The sequence below is a fragment of the Nitrosopumilus maritimus SCM1 genome, from assembly GCF_000018465.1.
Classification (GTDB): domain Archaea; phylum Thermoproteota; class Nitrososphaeria; order Nitrososphaerales; family Nitrosopumilaceae; genus Nitrosopumilus; species Nitrosopumilus maritimus.
Genome location: NC_010085.1, coordinates 1,030,553 through 1,051,084, shown reverse-complemented (window position 1 = coordinate 1,051,084; position 20,532 = coordinate 1,030,553). Strand labels below are relative to the sequence as shown.

24 protein-coding genes are annotated in these 20,532 nt (G+C 34.7%); 16 read left to right on the top strand and 8 right to left on the bottom strand.

Annotated features, from left to right (window positions below):
• Positions 1–74 precede the first annotated feature (74 nt).
• The 3 genes from NMAR_RS06170 to NMAR_RS06160 all read left to right on the top strand — a co-directional run bounded on the left by NMAR_RS06170 (position 75) and on the right by NMAR_RS06160 (position 2,620).
• Positions 75–872, top strand: coding sequence for a DsbA family protein (locus tag NMAR_RS06170; protein WP_012215531.1), 798 nt, complete (start codon positions 75–77; stop codon positions 870–872).
• A 110-nt stretch (positions 873–982) separates the two neighbouring features.
• Positions 983–1,426, top strand: a complete 444-nt coding sequence (locus NMAR_RS06165; RefSeq protein ID WP_012215530.1) for an AsnC family transcriptional regulator — start codon at positions 983–985, stop codon at positions 1,424–1,426.
• A 69-nt stretch (positions 1,427–1,495) separates the two neighbouring features.
• A complete protein-coding gene (locus NMAR_RS06160) occupies positions 1,496–2,620 on the top strand; it encodes a S1C family serine protease (protein ID WP_012215529.1) in 1,125 nt (374 codons plus the stop codon).
• Positions 2,621–2,734: 114 nt separating this feature from the next.
• Here NMAR_RS06160 and NMAR_RS06155 read toward each other — a convergent pair whose 3' ends face one another.
• From NMAR_RS06155 to NMAR_RS06135, 5 genes are all read right to left on the bottom strand, one after another.
• On the bottom strand, positions 2,735–2,965 hold the full coding sequence (locus NMAR_RS06155; RefSeq protein ID WP_148680152.1) for a glutaredoxin family protein: 231 nt from the start codon (positions 2,963–2,965) through the stop codon (positions 2,735–2,737).
• Complete coding sequence (locus NMAR_RS06150) at positions 2,955–3,095, bottom strand: YHS domain-containing protein (RefSeq protein ID WP_148680151.1); 141 nt, start codon at positions 3,093–3,095, stop codon at positions 2,955–2,957. Before NMAR_RS06150 ends, NMAR_RS06155 begins: the two co-directional genes overlap by 11 nt.
• Positions 3,092–4,090 carry a cytochrome c biogenesis CcdA family protein gene (locus NMAR_RS06145; RefSeq protein ID WP_012215527.1) on the bottom strand — a complete coding sequence of 333 codons (999 nt, stop codon included), beginning with the start codon at positions 4,088–4,090 and terminating at the stop codon, positions 3,092–3,094. The genes NMAR_RS06150 and NMAR_RS06145 overlap by 4 nt, the downstream gene beginning before the upstream one ends.
• 88 nt (positions 4,091–4,178) lie before the next feature.
• Positions 4,179–4,844, bottom strand: a complete 666-nt coding sequence (locus NMAR_RS06140; protein ID WP_012215526.1) for a DsbA family protein — start codon at positions 4,842–4,844, stop codon at positions 4,179–4,181.
• 90 nt (positions 4,845–4,934) lie between these two features.
• Positions 4,935–5,396 carry a cupredoxin domain-containing protein gene (locus NMAR_RS06135; protein WP_012215525.1) on the bottom strand — a complete coding sequence of 154 codons (462 nt, stop codon included), beginning with the start codon at positions 5,394–5,396 and terminating at the stop codon, positions 4,935–4,937.
• Positions 5,397–5,682: 286 nt separating this feature from the next.
• Here NMAR_RS06135 and NMAR_RS09775 point away from each other — a divergent pair, with 286 nt between their 5' ends.
• The 4 genes from NMAR_RS09775 to NMAR_RS06110 all read left to right on the top strand — a co-directional run bounded on the left by NMAR_RS09775 (position 5,683) and on the right by NMAR_RS06110 (position 8,282).
• Complete coding sequence (locus NMAR_RS09775) at positions 5,683–6,285, top strand: hypothetical protein (protein ID WP_012215524.1); 603 nt, start codon at positions 5,683–5,685, stop codon at positions 6,283–6,285.
• A gap of 4 nt (positions 6,286–6,289) precedes the next feature.
• Positions 6,290–6,970: a DsbA family protein gene (locus NMAR_RS06125; protein ID WP_012215523.1), complete on the top strand. Its 681-nt coding sequence runs from the start codon at positions 6,290–6,292 to the stop codon at positions 6,968–6,970.
• 301 nt (positions 6,971–7,271) lie between these two features.
• Complete coding sequence (locus NMAR_RS06115) at positions 7,272–7,481, top strand: hypothetical protein (RefSeq protein ID WP_012215522.1); 210 nt, start codon at positions 7,272–7,274, stop codon at positions 7,479–7,481.
• 102 nt (positions 7,482–7,583) lie between these two features.
• A complete protein-coding gene (locus NMAR_RS06110) occupies positions 7,584–8,282 on the top strand; it encodes a ferric reductase-like transmembrane domain-containing protein (protein WP_012215521.1) in 699 nt (232 codons plus the stop codon).
• An 8-nt stretch (positions 8,283–8,290) separates the two neighbouring features.
• Here NMAR_RS06110 and NMAR_RS06105 read toward each other — a convergent pair whose 3' ends face one another.
• Positions 8,291–8,497: a hypothetical protein gene (locus tag NMAR_RS06105; protein ID WP_148680149.1), complete on the bottom strand. Its 207-nt coding sequence runs from the start codon at positions 8,495–8,497 to the stop codon at positions 8,291–8,293.
• A 224-nt stretch (positions 8,498–8,721) separates the two neighbouring features.
• Positions 8,722–9,075 carry a hypothetical protein gene (locus tag NMAR_RS06100; protein ID WP_187146515.1) on the bottom strand — a complete coding sequence of 118 codons (354 nt, stop codon included), beginning with the start codon at positions 9,073–9,075 and terminating at the stop codon, positions 8,722–8,724.
• A 226-nt stretch (positions 9,076–9,301) separates the two neighbouring features.
• Here NMAR_RS06100 and NMAR_RS06095 point away from each other — a divergent pair, with 226 nt between their 5' ends.
• From NMAR_RS06095 to NMAR_RS06085, 3 genes are all read left to right on the top strand, one after another.
• A complete protein-coding gene (locus tag NMAR_RS06095) occupies positions 9,302–10,885 on the top strand; it encodes a multicopper oxidase family protein (protein ID WP_148680147.1) in 1,584 nt (527 codons plus the stop codon).
• A 128-nt stretch (positions 10,886–11,013) separates the two neighbouring features.
• Positions 11,014–12,690 (top strand): spermidine synthase, encoded by a 1,677-nt coding sequence (locus tag NMAR_RS06090; RefSeq protein WP_012215518.1) that lies wholly within the window; start codon positions 11,014–11,016, stop codon positions 12,688–12,690.
• A 99-nt stretch (positions 12,691–12,789) separates the two neighbouring features.
• Positions 12,790–13,164 carry a hypothetical protein gene (locus NMAR_RS06085; RefSeq protein ID WP_148680146.1) on the top strand — a complete coding sequence of 125 codons (375 nt, stop codon included), beginning with the start codon at positions 12,790–12,792 and terminating at the stop codon, positions 13,162–13,164.
• Positions 13,165–13,193: 29 nt separating this feature from the next.
• Here NMAR_RS06085 and NMAR_RS06080 read toward each other — a convergent pair whose 3' ends face one another.
• Positions 13,194–14,219: a Kelch repeat-containing protein gene (locus tag NMAR_RS06080; RefSeq protein WP_012215516.1), complete on the bottom strand. Its 1,026-nt coding sequence runs from the start codon at positions 14,217–14,219 to the stop codon at positions 13,194–13,196.
• Positions 14,220–14,345: 126 nt separating this feature from the next.
• On the opposite strand from NMAR_RS06080, the gene NMAR_RS06075 reads away from it, so the two are divergent.
• The 6 genes from NMAR_RS06075 to NMAR_RS06045 all read left to right on the top strand — a co-directional run bounded on the left by NMAR_RS06075 (position 14,346) and on the right by NMAR_RS06045 (position 20,498).
• Positions 14,346–14,567, top strand: coding sequence for a hypothetical protein (locus NMAR_RS06075; RefSeq protein ID WP_148680145.1), 222 nt, complete (start codon positions 14,346–14,348; stop codon positions 14,565–14,567).
• Positions 14,568–14,665: 98 nt separating this feature from the next.
• A complete protein-coding gene (locus tag NMAR_RS06070) occupies positions 14,666–15,148 on the top strand; it encodes a metal-dependent transcriptional regulator (RefSeq protein WP_012215515.1) in 483 nt (160 codons plus the stop codon).
• Between the two features lie 148 nt (positions 15,149–15,296).
• On the top strand, positions 15,297–16,352 hold the full coding sequence (locus NMAR_RS06065; protein ID WP_012215514.1) for a multicopper oxidase domain-containing protein: 1,056 nt from the start codon (positions 15,297–15,299) through the stop codon (positions 16,350–16,352).
• Entirely contained in the window at positions 16,342–17,520 is a 1,179-nt protein-coding gene (locus tag NMAR_RS06060; RefSeq protein WP_012215513.1) for a ZIP family metal transporter, read from the top strand. Before NMAR_RS06065 ends, NMAR_RS06060 begins: the two co-directional genes overlap by 11 nt.
• A 459-nt stretch (positions 17,521–17,979) precedes the next feature.
• Entirely contained in the window at positions 17,980–19,239 is a 1,260-nt protein-coding gene (locus NMAR_RS09960; protein ID WP_238523160.1) for a cupredoxin domain-containing protein, read from the top strand.
• A gap of 314 nt (positions 19,240–19,553) precedes the next feature.
• Positions 19,554–20,498: a metal ABC transporter substrate-binding protein gene (locus NMAR_RS06045; protein WP_148680144.1), complete on the top strand. Its 945-nt coding sequence runs from the start codon at positions 19,554–19,556 to the stop codon at positions 20,496–20,498.
• Positions 20,499–20,532 lie beyond the last annotated feature (34 nt).

The window sequence follows — 20,532 nt, the reverse complement described above, 5'->3', positions numbered from 1 at the left end:
TTTTTTTTAAAATTCTGATATTCCTTACAATTGTAAAGACCTGTTATTATATTTCTTGAGAAATTACATGTTGTGTGGAAGATTTTGAATTCATTGAGGATCAAAAACCAGACAAAGAAATCTCTGTAAGCAAATCCACATTTAATCGGCTAATTGTGGCAATTGTTGCAGTATCTATCGTTTCTGCATTTTTGGGAGGTTATGTAATTGGTGGAGAGACTGCTGAGCCAAAAGAAGTTGTCATAAGGGAATCTGTTCCAAACCTGCAACCAAGTACTGCTTCTCAACAACAATTTGGGCCTCAGATTATTAGAAACATCTCTTTTGATGATGATCCTATGAAGGGAAATCCAAACGCATCAATTACCATAGTTGAATTCTCTGATTTCCAGTGCCCATTTTGCGCAAAATTTCATGAGACAACACTTCCACTAATAGAGCAAAACTATATCCAAACAGGAAAAGTGAACTTTGTTTACAGAGATTTCCCAATTCAAAACATTCATCCAAATGCTGTTCCTGCAGCACTGGCATCTGAATGCGCTGATGATCAAGGAAAGTTCTGGGAGATGCATGACATGATTTTTGAAGACCAACAAATTTGGAAAGACCTGCCTGTTGCTCAATCTGTTACACTTTACAAGCAATATGCATCAGAACTGGGTCTTGATTCTATCGAGTTTGATTCTTGTTTGGATTCAGGAAAATACATTGAGGAGGTTCAAAATGATCTCAATGATGGGCGCACGTATGGTGTCTCTGGAACTCCTGGATTCTTTGTAGGAAATGCAGATATCGGATTTACTCCTATATCTGGGGCTCAGCCATACTCTACATTTCAGAGAGTCATTGACGGGCAATTAAACAGGTAATGAAGTAAGATTTCATAGATAATACTCATCTCTAGCCAATAACTAGCATTTTTGTAATTTTACAATTGTAAAGTTTGGTTCATAAATATGGAAAGATTGTATGATAATCCATGCCTCATGAATTAGATGAAGTAGATATTGGAATAATCCAGTCTTTGCAGGAAGATGGAAGAAAGTCCTTTAGACAAATCTCACGTGAACTGGACATTAGTACTCCTACAATTCAGGCAAGATATCAAAGACTGGTTAATATTGGTTTAATAAAATCCATTTCTCCTATTATTGATTCATCAAATCTTGATAGCGACCACAAAGAAAAAATTGAAACGTGCAGTTGTCATTCTGATGGTCATCATGATGTTTCTTTAGAATCTGGAATGTCTGTAAAACTCAAATGTGATTTCTGTGAGGGTCCTGTTGGACAAAAACCTCATGTTTACAAATTTGCAAATTTTGAGAGATTTTTTTGTTGCAACACCTGCAAAACTCAATACAAAGAAAAAAACAATGGACGTATTCAATCTCTCATAGAAAAAGCAAGAGAAGAAAATTAATTTTACAATTGTAAAATACTATTGTTATTTATCCCATAATCTATCTTTTTTTTGTATTAGGTGCATTGCTTGTTTAGAAATAATTCAAAAATTTTGCTTGGAGGAGTAGTCTTTAGCGTTGTTTTGATGTTGGGGCTGTCTGTTGCGTTTCTGTCACCTGTACTTGCACAAGACAATTCCTACTCCTCTGAGAATCTTCAATCTAATGTTGAATCCTCTTCTGACCTTTCACTTGTTGAAATATTTGAACGCTCAGAATTTGGTGTAGTAAGTATTGCAGTTACAAAAACATCCCCTCATGGAGATGCTAGTGGTGTTGGCTCTGGATTTATTTTTGACAAGGAGGGTCACATCATAACAAACAATCATGTGGTAAGGGATAGTAAGAAAATTGATGTAACTTTTACTGACGGAACATCTTATCGTGCAAAAGTTGTAGGAACTGATCCTTATGCAGATATCGCAGTACTCAAAATTGATGTAAATTCTGAAAAACTTTACCCTCTACCAATAGGTGATTCCTCTAATCTCAAAGTAGGAGAGCAAATAACTGCAATAGGTAATCCCTTTGGATTGTCAGGCTCTATGACTTCTGGAATTGTGAGTCAATTAGGACGATTGTTGCCTACAGGTGTTGGATTTTCCATTCCTGATGTAATCCAGACAGATACTGCAATCAATCCAGGAAATTCGGGAGGACCACTATTGAATATGAAAGGCGAAGTAGTTGGGGTAAACACTGCAATTTATTCAAGTGATGGTAGCTTTTCAGGTGTTGGATTTTCAATTCCATCAAATGTTATTTTAAAAATTGTCCCTGTTTTGATTACGGATGGGGAATTTCATCATCCTTGGGTTGGAATTTCTAGTGCAAACATTACCCCTGATCTTGCAGAACTATTGAATCTCGAAGATGCAAAAGGTGTTTTAGTTATGACAGTTGTAAAAGACAGTCCTGCCAATAAAGCAGGCCTTAGAGGCTCATCTGAAACTGCAGTGTATGATGAAATTGAGTATACTATAGGTGGAGATATTATTTTATCCATTGATGGAAAGGAAGTAAGAAAAATTGATGATCTTTTAACACATTTGCAACGTGAGAAAAATGTTGGCGACACACTAGATTTGGGAATCATTAGAGATGGTAAGGCAATTAATGTCGTTCTTACTCTTGAACCAAGGCCTGGATCATAATTGTGGAGTTAAAGCATTTTATTTTAATCAATAATCAAAACTGTTAATTTTGGCATTGTAACTGTTGACACCTTGACTTTTTACAAAGTCAAAAAGATATCTGCAATAATAAAACTATGCAGATAGTTTTTCAAGTAATTCGTGTTTTTTTGGAATTCCTGTAAATACAAGCTTGTCGTCAATTACAACTCCGGGTGCAGTAAATATTGGATACTTTTCCAAGTATTCTGGTTTTTCTGTGACGTCAATTACTGTGTATTTTATATTCATTTCATCTAGCATTGCCTCTACCACTTTGCAATTTCCACAAGATGGCGTTGTTAGAATTTCTATCTTATGATTCATTTTCAAATTGCTCTGGATTATTTTCAAATGCCCATTTACAGCTGGCACAACAAAAACGATAATCTTTTCCATTGTAAGAAAAAACTTCTCCTTTTTCTTCAATCTCCATTCCACATACAGGATCTTTCATGCATTCACCTCCCTGATTTTTCTAACTGAACGTATGAACAACGGACTCAATACCAATACCGCTAACAAAGCTGTGTAAAATACTTTGAAATCTCTTCCTTCTACATGTCCGTGGTCATGTGTATGTTCGTCCATCTCAAATTCTGCTGGTATTCCTGTCATCTCAACGAGTTGATTCCATCCTTGATGGATGAATAGTTCTTCGTACCATTCGTGTCCCTCTGGCAGTCCGTTGATTATCAAAAATGCCCCAATCACTATTAGCATCCATCCTGATGCTCGCTCAATTGATTCTCGTTTTAGAGTCAAACTCTTTGTTGCATTGATTCCAATTACTGCAAGAACTGACATCAAAATTAGGGGAATTGCCCTTCCAACTCCGTGAACTACTCCTAATGAAGCTCCGACTTCGATACTGCCTGTTCCTGCAATGTAGATTAGTAGCCAGTAAAACAACGGATTGGGGCATCCAACTCCTGCATTTCCTAATAGTAATCCCATGAAAAATGATTTTGTATATTCTCCTCTGTTCTGGATAAACTTTGGAGTTCCTGAATACGATGGTAGCTTTAATGAAATAATTTTTAGTTGTGATAATCCAAAGACAAATGCCGCAATTCCTGCAATTAAGAACATGATAGTTGATGCTTGGTCTAGTGATGCACTTTGCCCAATTCCTGCAATTGCAATTCCATAAGATGCAATTGTAATGACTAGTCCTAGACCAAAAAGTAATGCCATGGCTAATCCTTTCTTGTACCCTTGTCCCATACTTAGTGGAACTATGATGAATACCAGTGGCAGTGTACATGGAAGAACAATCATGGACAATCCTGCAACATATGCAATTACTATCCATGAGAGGTATGTTGTGTGTTCTTTACCTTCTATTGTAAAATTTGTTCCAAGCGAAAAAATTATTCCAAGAAAGATTAATGAAAATAATGCAAATGAAATTATTACCATTGATTTTTTTGCAATTACCACCGTTGACATGTTCCTCTACACTCAATTTTGATACTTAACAAGTAGGCTTTACAATTGTAAGAAAACAATTCCTTACCATGTCGTTAGAATTGTTTCCTTATGTCATTGACTCGATTGTCTTTTCAAATACCGTGTATGGTTGTGGCCCTGCTATTTTCTCTTGTTCGCCGTTAGGTCCTATGACGAAAAATGTGGGCGTACCTGTGACTCCGTTTCTTTTTGACTCATCTGTGTTGAATTGAACACGTTTTGAATATTTCTCAGAATCAAGACAGCTTACAAACATCTCCATATTTAGTCCTAGATTGTTTGCATAGCCTTTCAAACTGTCTGAATTAGCCCAGCCATTGTCAATTGACATTTGATTTGAATACAAAAATCCGTGATATTCCCAATACTTGCCTTGTTCCTCGGCACAGTAAGTTGCAACTGATGCGGGACCTGAATCCTTTCCTAGGAATGCAATATCTACAAAGACCAGGTTAACTTTGCCTGTATCTATGTAATTTGTCATAATGTCCGGCTTTGTGTCTAGAAACCATTTTTTGCAATTTGAACACTGGTAATCTCCGAATTCTATTATTGTAATGGGAGCATTAGGTGATCCTAGTATTGGAGAGCCAAGCGATGTATCAACAGTACCGATTTTTCTATTCATGTCCAGATTAATTGATTCTGAATCATTTGATGTTGTTGAAAATATGGCTCCTACTGTTATTACTCCTGCAGCAATTACTATTAGAGAAAAGTATTGTATTTTCATTTGACTGCCTCTGATTTTAAAATTCTAAAAAACAACATTTTTTATAAAAAATTAACATACTTATTTTCTATACTTTACAAATGACAGTTTTTAGAATCTGCTTTTCTCCACTGAAATTTTTCCTTTCATCCAAGGATGTGGTTGGCAATGATATGGTATTTCTTGTTCTTCTGTAAATAAGAACTCGTACGTATCACCTGGCTTTAAAACTCCTGTAGAACCAAATTCTCCGCTAAATCCATCTGTATATCTATGATCAGGAGTTACAGTGTGTGCAGTATCGTCATTATTTTTCCAAATCACTTTGTTGTTTATTGTAAGTAGTGCAGTTGCTTTGTTTGGAACATAGCTTTCATTTCCTTCTATTACTGCTCCTGGAACAATTTCTATGATTAATTCTTTTTCAGGTTCCAATATATTCTCAGAGACAGACGGTTTTGCTAAAGATTCGGGAAGATAAAATGAAGTGTAAAAGACTACAGATGCTGACAACCCAACAAGCAATGTAATTAACCCAATACCATAAGCATGACTAGAAGTTGGAGTACTCAACGTTTGAATTGTTGAAAGTTGATATTTAACAAATACACTTTACAATCGTAATATTTCCTTGAGTATCGTTTTGTTTTACAAGTGTAAACTATATTGGTTAAGTATCTATTTTGTTTACAGAACATGTGCCTGTAGTTTGTTTTGATTCCCAATCTATAGAGCAATATTTTGAAGGAGACTTTTGCCTCTAGCACACCTCCTTCAAAATATTTTTTTCATTAATGGATTAGATTTTTACAATTGTAAAGTACTCTTTTTTAATACATAACATTTCTAATTTTCCCATATGGCTAACCAAACTTTATGGATAGGAATTACTGTAGGGGTATTTTTAGTAGGTTTACTTGTGGGATTGGGAATTTCCGCTAATTCCATGATGACTGGAAATATGCCCATGCAAAACCAAATGATGAATGATCCTCAATTAATGAATCAATGGATGGGAAATATGATGAATGATCCTGAAACAATGAATGAGATACACGATATGATGCTTAATGACCCTCAACACATGGAAATGATGATGGGACCTATGATGGATAGAATGATGAACGATCCTCAGATGCGACCACAGATGATGGATATGATGATGCAAAACCAAAACATGATGAAATCCATGATGGATAATGATCAAATGATGAATTCAGATATGATGGGACAAGGCATGATGATGAATCAGGAAATGATGATGCAAATGATGCAAGATCCTGAAACAAGGGAAGAAATGATTCAGATAATGTCAAAACATGTCTCTGAAATGCAAGAATTACTGTCTTCGGATTTAACAGATGATGAATTTAATATGAAAATGACAGAACTGATGCAAAGCCACATGGATGAAATGCAAGTTCTTATGTCTAATCACCCAATGATGCAATCTATGAATTAATATCATGAAATTAAGCAAAAAAATTATCATAGGTGCAATTATTATTGCAATCATATTTTTGTTGCACAGCTTGGTTTCCCCTGAGATAGACAAAAAATTTACTCCGGAAAATGATTCAGACACTCTTTCAAATAATGATTTTAACAGTGTACCTCCGTCAGTTTCCCCTGTAGTCGGTGATCCTGATGCTCCTGTAACAATTTTTGCATTCAATGACTACCAATGCACTTCTTGTAAATATTGGTATGATACTAACTATTCTGAAATCTCAGAAAAACTTGTTGAAACAAACAAAGCCAACATTGTATTTTTGGATGTTTCCCCGTTAGGAGATGATTCTATTTTAATATCTCAAGCTACTTTTTGTGCAGACGAACAAAAAAAGTATTCAGAATACCAGGAAATGCTATACGTGTCGCAACAAGAAATTGATACTTGGGCAAAATCTGATCAATTAAAGAATTTTGCATTAGAACTTGATTTGGATATAGACCAGTTTTCAAACTGCTTAGATTCAGGAAAATATGGCCAAGACATTCAATCTAATATTGATTACACAAATAGTCTTGGCGTTGAAAAAATTCCTTTATTCAAGATTGTCAATTTCAAAGGAGAGGAACATGTTTTCAAAGGTGGAATTCCAAGAGTGTTGTTTGAAGAAGTTGTTGATAGATTCCAGGATTAATGCCAAACATAATTTCTTTTTTTCTGAATTTCCTTTCTAGCCTTGTTTCCTCTAGGTGTAACTCTTAGTTTGATACTACAACAGGGGCATCTTACTTCTGGATACGTCATAAATATCTCGCACACCGGACATCTTTTTTGTCCCTTTTCATATCTGTGCTTTCCTACATACCCTGTCGCTCTAAATCTAACACAAATTCCTTTACATACGGTTGCCATGCTGGCTTTGTATTTTTTTGATACTTAACTAGTGGATGTTACAATTGTAAAGCACATCGAATTAATATCCAATCCCTGTAACTATGATATTGAATCTAAATAAAAAAACAAAAATGTATATTTTGCTTGCAGTGATTTGGTTTATCATTTCATTACCATTACCGTGGATAATTAACAATCCTGATGTTTCTGAATCGTCTTTTCTTACTATCTTGGGAATAATTGGCATAATGTCAATTCCGTTTGTAATGTTGGCAATTGTATGGAGTATCAAACCTGAACTTACTACTTGATATTTTACAATTGTAAGCTATTATCATTAAGTATGTACCTACATTATTTCTAACATGAAAATTTCAAACTGTGTTTGAAATACATGCATCAATTGATTTAAAATGATTAAACTAAAAATTAAAAATAATTTTGTAACTAGACATTCTCTTGTATTTTCTATTGCATTGTCATTGACTTTTGTTTTTTGGTTAGCTCACTATGAATGGCATGATGAAATGCGATTGTGGAGGGCGTTTGGCGATTCTGGATACACTTTGTTATTTGTAACTCTGATTATAGGTCCGTTAAGTAAGATATGGACACGAACATCTTTCTTGCTCAAGTGGAGAAGAGAATTTGGGATTTGGTTTGCTGCCCTTGCAACAACTCATGGAATTCTTATTGCACATGGATGGGCAAATTGGGATGTTGCCCAATTCTTTGGGTATGAATTTGTCCCCCAATTGGGCAGAATGGTGAGACTGGAACCTGGATTTGGGCTTGCAAACACGCTGGGATTTGTAGCATTTTTGTGGATTGCAATTATGGCCATAACCTCTTCAGATAGGGCAATGAAATGGTTAGGGGCATCATCTTGGAAGTGGATTCATACTGGTTCCCACATTGTTTTTTATCTAGTTGCCATTCACACGTCCTATTTTCTTTTCATTCATTATACGGAATCTTTCCACAAAAATGTGCCACCAGAAAGCACTTTCATAATTCCTTTTGTTGCTATGAGTGTGATAGTTCTCGCTTTGCAAATATCATCTTACATCAAAGTTGTAAGATCAAAAAACAAAAGAATTGTCCAAAAGTAAAATTCATCTCAAATTCTCTGAATCTTAAGATGTTTTTCTTTGAGTTTTGAATATCTTGATGAAACTCTAATTCTCATATTGCAACAAGGGCAATACAGTCCTTCCCAATTCATATACATGTTACAAATATTACATCTTTTTTGTCCTGCTTCATACCTGCTTGTGTTTTTAGGCTTTTTTGCTTTGTATCTTTGACATACCCCATTACAACTCATAACAAAAATTTTATTTTCAATAGTTGAAATACCTTTTGAAAATAACCCTCAATATTTTACAATTGTAAAACTATACAATTATCTATTATGAATTCGTAACATTAATTTCATTTGAAATTACAATCTAACAAAAAATTTTCTTTATTGATGATAATTGGCGGAATAGCATCTTATTTTTTACTTGTAAACATTCTACGATAATTTTTTTTGTAAAAATTCAAAAATTAATGTTGCAAGTTTTCATTTCTATATTCTTTGTTCACAGAAATATGATGATCTGCAGATACCGTTACAGATTCCATTTTGTTATTGTATGGAGGTGTAAGGATCATTCTGTCTCTTACGTCAAGTGTACCTAATTCCATTTTTTCGCCTTCCCCAAAGTCTATTTTGACCTCAGTTAGAGGTTTAGAGCCTGTATTTTGTATTAGTACTTGCCCTATTGGAGTAATTTCTTGTTCATCTATTACTGCATCAACACGTATGTCATAATCTGGTATGCCTACAAACATCTTTGCAATGGGAAATCCCATTACTCCTCCAATTATTACAATGACTGTTATGCCAAAGACAATCATGATGTTGTATGCTTTCAAATTTACAAAAAAATTATTGTAACGGTGATATTAATTACTTATCTCAAAAATTCTACTTACAAAATTTACATCTGAAAAATTAGTTTGTAATAATTAAATTAATTTTTTACAAATGTGACTGTATGCAACTTTACAATTGTAAAACAACTGATTATTATATGAATGGGATCTAAAAAAAATACATTTGAAATTTTACACCATTTTGATTTTGTTTATTATTTTTTCTGGCAGTATTTTTTTAAGTGGTATTGACAGTGCAGATGCACTAAAGGCTAAAAATGCAAAATCCCCAAAAAGCTTTGGAAAAGCAACAAGCAATATTGTCTGTGGGGATAAACTATGCGGTGAAATTCCTCAAAATGTCTCTGATGGCGGTGCCAAATTACTTTCAACAGTTTCCTCTGTATCTGTTTCAAACAATGACACATTTGATCTTACTGCAAGTCAAATCACAAAAAACATTGATGGTAAAACACTTCAAATGTTTGGCTATAATGAACAAACTCCTGGCCCTCTATTGATAGTTTCACAAGGCGACGAGATAACTGTAAATTTTACCAATAATCTTGATTTACCTACTACTGTTCATTGGCATGGGTTAAGACTTGATTCTGCTAGTGATGGAGTGCCTGGAGTTTCACAAGACCCTGTGCTTCCTGGAGAAACTTTTCAATATTCTCTAAAATTCCCTGACACTGGAATTTTCTTCTATCACCCTCATGTAAAAACAGAAATGCAAATGGATATGGGATTGTATGGAAATATTCTAGTTGAATCAAAAAACTCCGATAATCTCCCTGTAGACTATGAAATTCCATTATTCCTAGACGATATTTCGATTGTGGATAATGAACTGCAATCATTTGACCCTGATATTACCACTCATACGCTAATGGGACGATTTGGAAACACCATGATTGCTAATGGGGATGCAAATCTTTCACTTGAATTCAAACAGGGCGATATTGTGAGGTTCTACCTCACAAACGCTGCAAACACCAGAACTTTTGATTTTGGAATTGAACAGCAAAAAATCAAATTAATTGCAGATGATGCAAGTGAATATGAAAGACAAGAATTTGTTGACTCTGTAATTATGGCATCTTCTGAGAGAAGAACTATTGATGTATTATTTGAAGAATCAGGACAGTATGATATTACACATTCAACATCTGACAAAACATATGTTCTTGGAACTATCTCTGTCACCCCCTCTTTGAACAAAATTGATTCCAGTTTTTACTCTATAGAACAAAATTCTGACATAGTCCAAGAAATTGATCAGTTTAGAAAATTCTTCTCTGATCCTCCTGACTTGGAACTTGAATTTGACATTAAAACAATGTCTATGGATGATCATTCAATGAGTATGGGAGTTCATGAAAAAGAGATTGATGAAATTGAATGGGAAGATGAAATGCCAAAAATGAATGCGATGTCTGATGACGAAAACACAAAATGGATTATACGCGATATGAATTCCGGAAAAGAAGGATTTGATATTGGCTATCAGGTAAATGTTGGGGACGTCAAAAAAATCAGATTGTACAACAATCCAGAATCTGCCCATCCCATGCAACATCCAATACATATTCACGGACAACGAGTCTTGGTCTTGTCTGAAGATGGAATTCCAAATGAGAATTTGGCCTGGAAAGATTCTGTTTTAGTTCCTACTGGAAAAACTGTAGATATTCTAGTTGACTTCTCAAATCCTGGAAATTGGGTTATGCATTGTCATATTCTTGAGCATGCAGAAGCTGGAATGATTACTGAAATTACCGTAAATTGATTTTGTAAATGCAATCAAAAATTATTTTTTCAGTTTGATTTTACAAATGTAAACTCCATTGTATTACATTTTGAAACAAAGTAACATTATCTTGATATTGTGTTTCATCTAATAACTTTCAAATTCTAATGAGCTCTCTGTCTTATTCAAAACTATCTCAGGAAATGTTGTGGAAACTCAAAGTTCTCACATTTTCTTCTGGCGCTATTGTTATGGCCTTGGAAATTGCGACAAGCAGAATTCTTACTCCTGTATTTGGAAGCACAATTTACACTTGGGGAAGCCTGATTGGCGTAATCCTAAGCGGTTTGAGTCTTGGTTATTTTTTGGGAGGTCGCATAGCAGACAAACATCCGAAATTTGACAAGATTTGTGGAATTGTTTTTTCAGTAGGGCTCTTTATCGTGGGCATGCCATTTTTTGCATCACATGTCGTAGACTTTTCTCTTGCAATCATGCCCATTTCCCAATACACTCCATTGCTTGCAACTTTTTTGCTGTTGATGCTTCCGTCTGTCTTGCTTGGATTTGTCTCTCCTTATGTAATCAAGCTTGGCACAAAATCCTTGCAAAAAGTTGGAAATATGTCTGGCAATCTTTATTCTATTGCAACTGTAGGAAGTATTTTTGGAACATTTGTTACTGTTTTTGTTTTAATTCCTAATGTAACAGTACACCAGATAATTTTTGGATTAGGAATTGCATTAATTGCCAGTTCCCTAATTGGCCTTAAAATATCTCCAAAGATTATTGCAATTGGCATTGTTATAATTTTGATTGTTCCGTGGTCTTCTTTTTCTGTAAGTACAATATCTCACAATGGAATGCTAATTTTTGAAAAAGAAACTATGTTTAGCCATTTGGATATTATAGAATACGGCGATAATCGAAGTTTGTATCTTGATGGATTGCGGCACAGCTCTATGAACATGCGTGATCCGCTAGATTTGGTGATAGATTATACTGAGTACTTTCATTTGGGGATGATGTTTAATCCTGCAGCTAAAGATATTTTGTTTGTAGGTGGAGGGGGATTTTCAGGACCAAAAAACTTTCTGGCATTATATCCTGACACAAAAATTGATGTAATTGAAATTGATTCTGATGTAATTGATGTTGCCAAGACCTACTTTAATCTAGAAACAAATCCCCGGCTGCAGATATTCAATGATGATGCAAGAAAACATCTCTCAATGTTTGACAAGAAATATGATCTTATAATCCTGGATGCATATGCTACAAATTATGTTCCTTATCATTTGATGACTCATGAGTTTTTTCAATTACTTGAAAAAAGACTTGAGCCAAATGGCATTGTTGTATCCAATCTAATCGGCTCAATTGAAGGAAATAACTCCCCTTTGGTACGTTCTGTATACAAAACAATGAAAGAGACATTCCCAGTATCCTATGTTTTTCCAACTGAAGAAAAACCCACATTCATTCAAAATATCATGATAGTTTCATCAAATCAGCCTTACGAGTTTGACAGATTGTTGCTTTTGGAACTCTCAAAAAACAGTCCTGTGGATTATTTGAGTGATGAATTAAGCAGACAAGAGCACTTCTATACTGGAATAATCGCGACAACTGATGTTCCATTTTTGACTGATCAATACAATCCTTCGGAAGTTTTGATTAACCCTATTACAAAAAATCCATACCTTCAGGATCTTCCAGAAAACCAAATTGATGAAAAACAACATCTTGAATATTCTATGAACTTGATATTGGGAATTATATTGATTATTATTGCTGGAATGTGGTTGTTCTATTTCAAAAAACGAATATGGAATTTTAATTAAACTCAATTCTGTCTTTACATTTGTAAACTATTGTTCTAGACAACCAATAATGAAAACTATCTACTTGGTTTAAATTTATTGAAAACTGTTGGAAATTGTTTGAAAAATACAATACTTATAATGTTGTTGATGTTGGGTAGTGTCTTTGTCATGATGACTCCAGTTACCGTATACTCTGATTCACATGTTCAAACTGAAATGACTTTTGAACAGATTATGGCAATTGATGTTCATGAGAATAGCGTAGTTGTATATGCGCAAACAGAAATCCCTGTGGTCTGTGAAGTTGAATATGCTCTAAATGGAGATGGCTTTTCTAATTCAATGATTGTCTCACATGATTCTGTTCCTCATACTGGACATATAGTCAAAATTCCAGAATTGTTACTAAACACAGAATATGAATATAGATACATTGGAGAAATTTCTGAAGAAAAAATCACTTCTGAAATTTCTTCTTTTACAACTATCTAAAACGAAAGTAGATTGTGAATTTAGATTCTTCATTGCTGAATGATGTGTTGAAATTTAGGCTTTGTAAACAAAATTATCATGACAGTTGAGATTCCCAAAATCACAATTGACAAGACGCCGAATTCTGGAACGACTGTGTTGTGATATTTTTCAGTAATTCCACTAAAGCTAAAACCTGGAACTACTCCCCCGCCAATAAGATAGATGTTGTCCCCTACAGTTGATGATGCTAAGCCATGTCTTGGTATTGGCATTGGTTGCTGTGCAAACCATCCTTCTTCAGGAATGTATGCTTCATTTTCTTCAAATGTCCTTAGTGAGCTTTCTCCCCCAAAAACAAAAACTGCTCCGCTAATAACAGATGCAGCCAATCCACTTCTTGCAGTTGGAAGTGGTTCTAATATTTTCCAAGTATCTGAGGTATAGTCGTACATTTCGTTTGCATCAGAATTTACCTGTCCTGCCCTGCCACCAATGACAAACAACTGTCCGTCTAGAACTGCTGATGCTAGGTGTTCCCTGGCTGTAGGCATTGGGGCCATTTTCTCCCAAGAGTCGTCTGCAGGATCATACACTTCATTTTCAGTACGGGAATTCTCATTGAATCCTCCAACTGCATACAGCTTGCCGTCTACAAATTCTGCAGTCAGTGCACCGCGAGCAGTTGGCATATCCTTGCCCTGACTCCAAGAATCTTTGACAGAATCATAAATTAGTAATGCGTTTGATGGACTCCACCCTTTCATGTATCCTCCAACAACATACAGCTTCCCATCATGGGCTGCAGTTCCAGCATGATGTAATTCTATTGGCATTGGGGTTCCAGTACTCCATGATTCATCTTTGGTATCAAAAACAAAAACAGAATTTGATACTTGATTTGTATTGGCTATGCCTCCCACCACATAGATCTTTTCATCAATTGCAGCTGATTCCATCTCTGACCTTACTTCTGGCATGTCTGCCAATCTTTTCCACCCTTCTGAATCTTCTTCTGCAAAAATATCTGAAACAGGAAAAATTAACAGAATTAAGAAAAATGATATTTTTTTCATTTAATTTTGTTTCATTTAATTTGATTAAAGAATTGCTTTTGAAACAAAGTTTTACTTTACAATTGTAAATGTGATTCAAACAAATTCAATATTCAAAAGTTAAAATGTAATTGATAAGAAAAAAACATGTTGAAATCTTTAATTATCCCTACATTTTTGTTCCTTCTTGTATTTGCTATTGGGATGGTTTCTATGGTTGAGGCTCATCCTCATGCAACTCCGGAACTTATGAATTCCCATTCCCATAATATGGATGATGAAAATTTTCAAGAAGAATTCTTCTTACATGATTTTGAGCATGTGATAATATCTTTTGTTGACTTTATCAGCGGAATCTTAGTTGTTTAAATCGGTGTTGATATATTGATTAAAACATTATCCTTCTTCAAAAAAACTATTTTCAAAAACATAAAAACTAGACATGAAAAAAATTTGTGAGCAATAAAATGACTGGCAAACAAAAAGAGAAACCTTCTGTTAAAAAAGAAAAAAGACTAGAATCAATCAAAAAAGCACATAGCCAAAAAAATTCGTTTACTACAACTATGGAAGACTATCTTGAAGTGATCTATGAATTGGTTGAATTAAAAGGACACGCATCTCCTACTGACATTTCAAACTATATGGGAGTTCGTCCACCTAGCGTAACTAAAATGCTACAGAAATTAGATTCTGCTGGCTGTCTGGAATATGCCAAGTATCGTGGAATAAAACTAACTGCCAAAGGAATCAGTATTGCAAATGACATACGCCAAAAACACAGTGAATTGTTGAACTTTTTTGAAATTATTGGAGTGGATAGATCCATTGCAAACAAGGATGCAGAGGGAATAGAGCATCACATAAACCCAAAAACTATGAAACAACTAAGAAAATTTACCACTTTTCTAAAATCCAATCCTGATTTACTTGTTTTATTTAACAAATGAAATTTTCTATGAATCTGAATTTCAGAAATTCAATTTTTTTGATTTTTGTGGCATTGTTTTTAGATTTGCGTCAAGCTAATAATATTGCCTTGAGCTAATAAAGTTAGCCTAGGCTAACTTTATATTATTAGATTTTTTTGTAATTTTGATGATAAAATCACGTTCAGGAATTATGTTGATATTACTAATTGCAGTTGGAACCATCTCTGTACTCTTTACCGCATTTCCTGAGGGAATTGATGCTCAACAAGAAGAGAATACTTTTGTCACACATACTGGCGCTGTGGTAAAAACAACTGGAGAAGTACTGGATCCTCTGTATACTAGTGCAACAGTAGAGTTTGATCCTATGGAATATCTGCGAGATTTCAATTATGGTCGTATTTTACAATTAGATGATGGCACAACTCTGCGCGAATACACGATAATTGCTAATGATGATGAAATAATGGAAGTATCGCCTGGAATATTTTACAATGTTTGGACATTTAATGGAACAGTTCCAGGACCAACAATAAGAGCAACAGAAGGAGATGTTGTTCGAATCAAGTTCATCAATAACGGAGAAAAAGAACACACGATGCATTTTCATGGAATTCATCCTGCTGGAATGGATGGTGTTTTTGAACCTGTAGGTGGAAACGGGGGACAATTCGTTTATGAGTTTGAAGCAGGTCCTGTGGGCGTTCATCCTTATCACTGCCATGTAATGCCACTTGAAGAACACATTGTTCATGGTTTGTATGGAGTATTCATTGTAGATCCCAAAGAAGAACGTCCACCAGCTGATGAAATGGTTATGGTTCTAAACGGTCTTGATACTGATTTTGACACTGAAAATAATTTCTATGCTGCAAATACCATTCCATTCTATTATCAACATCATCCAATTCAAATCAATGCCAATGAATTGATTCGAGTTTATGTTGTCAACATGGTGGAATTTGATCCTATAAACAATCTTCACTTACATGGAAATCTGTACAAATATTATCCGACAGGAACTGACATTGTGCCGTCATTTTACACGGACATGATAACACTGTCTCAGACTGAGCGTGGAATTATGGAATTTGAATATGAATATCCTGGAAAATACCTTTTCCATGCGCACAAAGTGGAATTTTCTGAAAAAGGATGGGTTGGAATATTCATGGTAAATGAAGATGAAAATAATGTAGACTCCGAGGGATATGGAACTTAGTAACAAATCATCCAAAGTAAAGATAGTTGCAAGTGGCATTATCCCATTTGCATTTTTGGTAATTATGATTGCATACATTTTTGGTCCTGGTGCAGACCTGCTTGATTTGGGAATACCTTTACCTGAAATTACAATGGAGAGGGTAGATTTTGTAGAATCTGAAATACAAATCACAGTCAGAAATACTGGACCAATTCCAGTTGAAGTTGCAATGGCCGATGTTAATGACAGGATACAACCTGCTGCAGTCGAACCTGATAGATATCTAAACAGGTATGAGACAGCTTTGGTAAGAATTCCTTTTGAATGGAATGAAGCAGAGCCTTACATTGTAGGAATCACCATTGAAGATGGAACTAGATTTGAAAAAGAGATTGAAGCTGCGGCTCCTGCATTAGAACCAACAATTGAACTCGCTGCATTTTTTGCTATTATTGGAACTTATGTTGGAATTATCCCTGTGATGATCGGTTTACTTTGGTTACCCTTTATCAAAAAAATTAGCAAGCAGAAATACCACTTTTTTTTGGCATTGACTGCAGGATTGTTGTTATTTTTGGGAATTGATTCTATTGAGGAGGCAGTAGAAGTTTCTCAAGAAAATCTTGCTGGTAGCTTTAATGGCATGTTGCTTATTGCTACTGTTATCACATTTTCATTTCTTGGATTGTATTATACTGGAGAAAAATTAGTTCAAAGAGCAAGTTCTTCAAAACTTGCAAAACCTGTTGCAATTGCTTTGATGATTTCTATTGGAATAGGACTACATAACTTTGGTGAAGGACTAGCAATAGGTGCTGCAGTAGGCTTGGGTTCTATTGCATTTAGTACATTTTTGATTGTTGGATTTGCTCTTCATAATACTACTGAAGGAATTGCAATTGCTGCACCTATGTCTAGAGGAAAATTGATGATTGGGAAACTTGCTGCAATGGGCATGATTGCAGGTGCACCTGCAATTTTTGGCGCTTGGATTGGCGGATTTGTATATTCTCCATTTACCTCTGTTGTCTTTTTGTCTGTTGGCGCAGGCGCAATATTTCAAGTCATTATTACTGTTCTAAAATGGATTCGAGAAGAAGGTGACAAAAATCTCTCCAGTGCATCTGTAGCATCTGGATTTGCAGTAGGAATGCTTGTAATGTATCTGACAAGTATTCTAGTTTAGAGTACTGGAAATTTTATTGAATAATTTTTGTTAAACATGCACAATATCTGTTTTAGAATGTAACTTGTCACTATTTCATTTTAATTTAAAAAATATGTTCTACCAACAAAGTTAATCTTTAAAAGAAAAAATCTATTTTCCACACTGAATTAAAATACAATTCTTTTCAAAACATAACTGTTGATTGTTGTAGAACTCTTTACAATTGTAAACTGTTAATGAGTTTTAATTTTTATTTACATGTGTTAAACAAACTTGAATGTTTTTTCTTTTTGATTTTTTTTAAGATTGTTTTTCTCAATGAAATTTTATATTTGATTATGATTACAGTATGTCAGTATAGCTTTATGCTATATGTCTTCGTTATTTGTAGAGGAGAAATCCTCTGCAAATTTTACAAATGTAAAGTTGCTTGAAAAAAATTTAAAGTTTTTATGTTGTAATAATTTACAACACCTTGTGAAAACGCTAGCAATCTTTTCAGTTTTAATGTTGTTTAGTATCATTTCTTTATCTCCTGCTTTTGCAGATCATTCAGAAGTTACAGTTGTACCTGCAGATGGTTCTGGCTCACCTGGTTGTGAAAAAACTGCAGATGGATGTTACATTCCAAGTACTGCAACAGTTGATGTTGGCGGTGTTGTAATCATGTCAAACACTGACACTGCAGGACACACATACACTTCAGGAAATCCTGAAGATGGACCTGATGGTATCTTTGATAGTAGTTTGTTGATGACTGGAAATTCATTTGAATGGAGTCCAGATGAAGTTGGTGAATATGATTATTATTGTATGGTTCATCCTTGGATGTTGGGAACAATAATTGTTCAAGAAGTATCTGCAGAGGAGGATGATGTGATGGAGCAACCCATGAAGGCTGAAATGTTTGGTTGGGACAGATTTGAATCAATGCAAGATCCTGGCGTTGGCCATGAAGAGCATCAACTAGCAATTTTGTTGGCTCCAAGCGAGAATACCTATGCTGGAACATTAAGATATGATGCATCTGAACCTATTCAACTTGTAAGTTTGAGGGGTCCACTTGGATCTGATGAAACTGCTGGAAAAATTTGGACTCCTGACGGTAAGACTAAATTTGAGTTGACCCTAGTTGATCAAGAATCTTCTTCTGGCGAATGGGATTTTTCTGGAAATGCTCTAGCCGTTCATACTTTTAATACAAATCAGTTCGTAGTTGACGTTCAAATTGATTATGAAGAAATCCCTCCACAAAAATCTATGATGGAAGAAGACATGATGAAAGATGACTCTATGATGGAACAAGAAACTATGATGGCAGATGATTCTGTGATGGAAACAACATCTGATGAAGCAGAGTCTAGTGGTGGTGGGTGTTTGATTGCAACAGCAGCATATGGAACAGAACTGGCACCACAAGTTCAATTCTTAAGAGAAATTCGAGATAACACTGTAATGAGTACGGCATCTGGTGCATCCTTTATGACTGGTTTTAACCAATTGTATTATTCATTCTCACCAACAATTGCTGATCTGGAACGAGAAAACCCAATGTTTAAAGAATCTGTACGAGCATTCATCACACCAATGATTTCAACATTGTCTATTATGACATTGGCTGAAGATGGTTCAGAAGCAGAAGTTTTAGGATTGGGAATATCTGTTATTGCACTTAACTTGGCAATGTATATTGCAGCACCTGCTGTTGTTGTATGGCAAATCAAAAAGAGAATTTAGTTTTTTATCTACTACATGATTTAGGAAATTATTTCATGAACGAAAAAATGAATACATGTATCCAATCTTATGGCGATATATAAAAAAATCAAAAAGATTACTTGTCCTGAATGTGGTTATTCTATGGGTGAAAAATATTTCAAACAAAGGCATAAAAATTCAAAAAAATGTAAATTACATCAAAAGTCAAACTCTACAAAATAGTTATTTCATATTTGAAAAAAAGACGCCATGAACTACGATGTTATTTTAGTAATGGAATTTTACAAATGTAATGTCTCGTAATTAAATATGTTATTTTTTATTGAATCAAGGTGAATAATCAAATCAAAATAATACTTGTCGCATTTGGAGTGATTGTTCCTGTTATGTCGTTTGCTTTATGGAATGTTGACTCTCCTGCAGAACTACCTGACTCTGATTTAGAAATACAAAAAATCAATGTATTGGCCTCATTTTATCCCATTGAGGAGTTTACAAAAAAAGTGGGCAAAGATAAAGTGAATGTTTCATTATTAGTTAATCCTGGAGCGGAGCCTCATGATTGGGAGCCGCAAGTAAAAGATCTTCAAAGAATACAAGAAACAGATCTGATAATAATTAATGGTCTTGGATTTGAAACTTGGATTGATGATGTTGCTGAAATCAATTCTGATGTAAATGTAATCGATACTAGCAACGGTATAGACCCAATCTATATTGAATCCGATTACCGATTGCAAATTAGTGCAAAATCAAAAGAACTTACGACAGATCCTCATATCTGGCTTAATCCAATAACAATTAAAACACAAGTGCAAAATATTGCTGATGCGCTAATAGAATTCGATCCTCAAAATAAAATTTATTATCAAAATAACGCTGATGCATACAAACTTGAGCTTGATTCTATGGATAAAAAAATCAGAAATGAATTGGCGCAATGCAGCAAGAAAGATTTCTTTGCATTTCATGATGCATTTTCATATTTTGCCCAAGAATATGGATTGAATCAACATACTGTCTTAAAGTCAATTGATCCTCTAAGCGAACCCAGTCCGCAGGATATTCAGGAAGTAATTGATTTGGCAAGAATCTTGAATGCCAATGTCATATTTACTGAAGAGGGAGTAAATCCAAAAATGTCTCAAGTAATTGCTGATGAGATTGGCAGCAAAGTACTGATGTTGTCTCCGTTAGAGTTTGGAGATGAAGATGGCACCTTTATGGAAAGAATGGATAATAATCTCATTAATTTGAAAGATGCTTTGTGCAATTAGATTCATTTGCACAATCTAATTGAGATTATGTAAA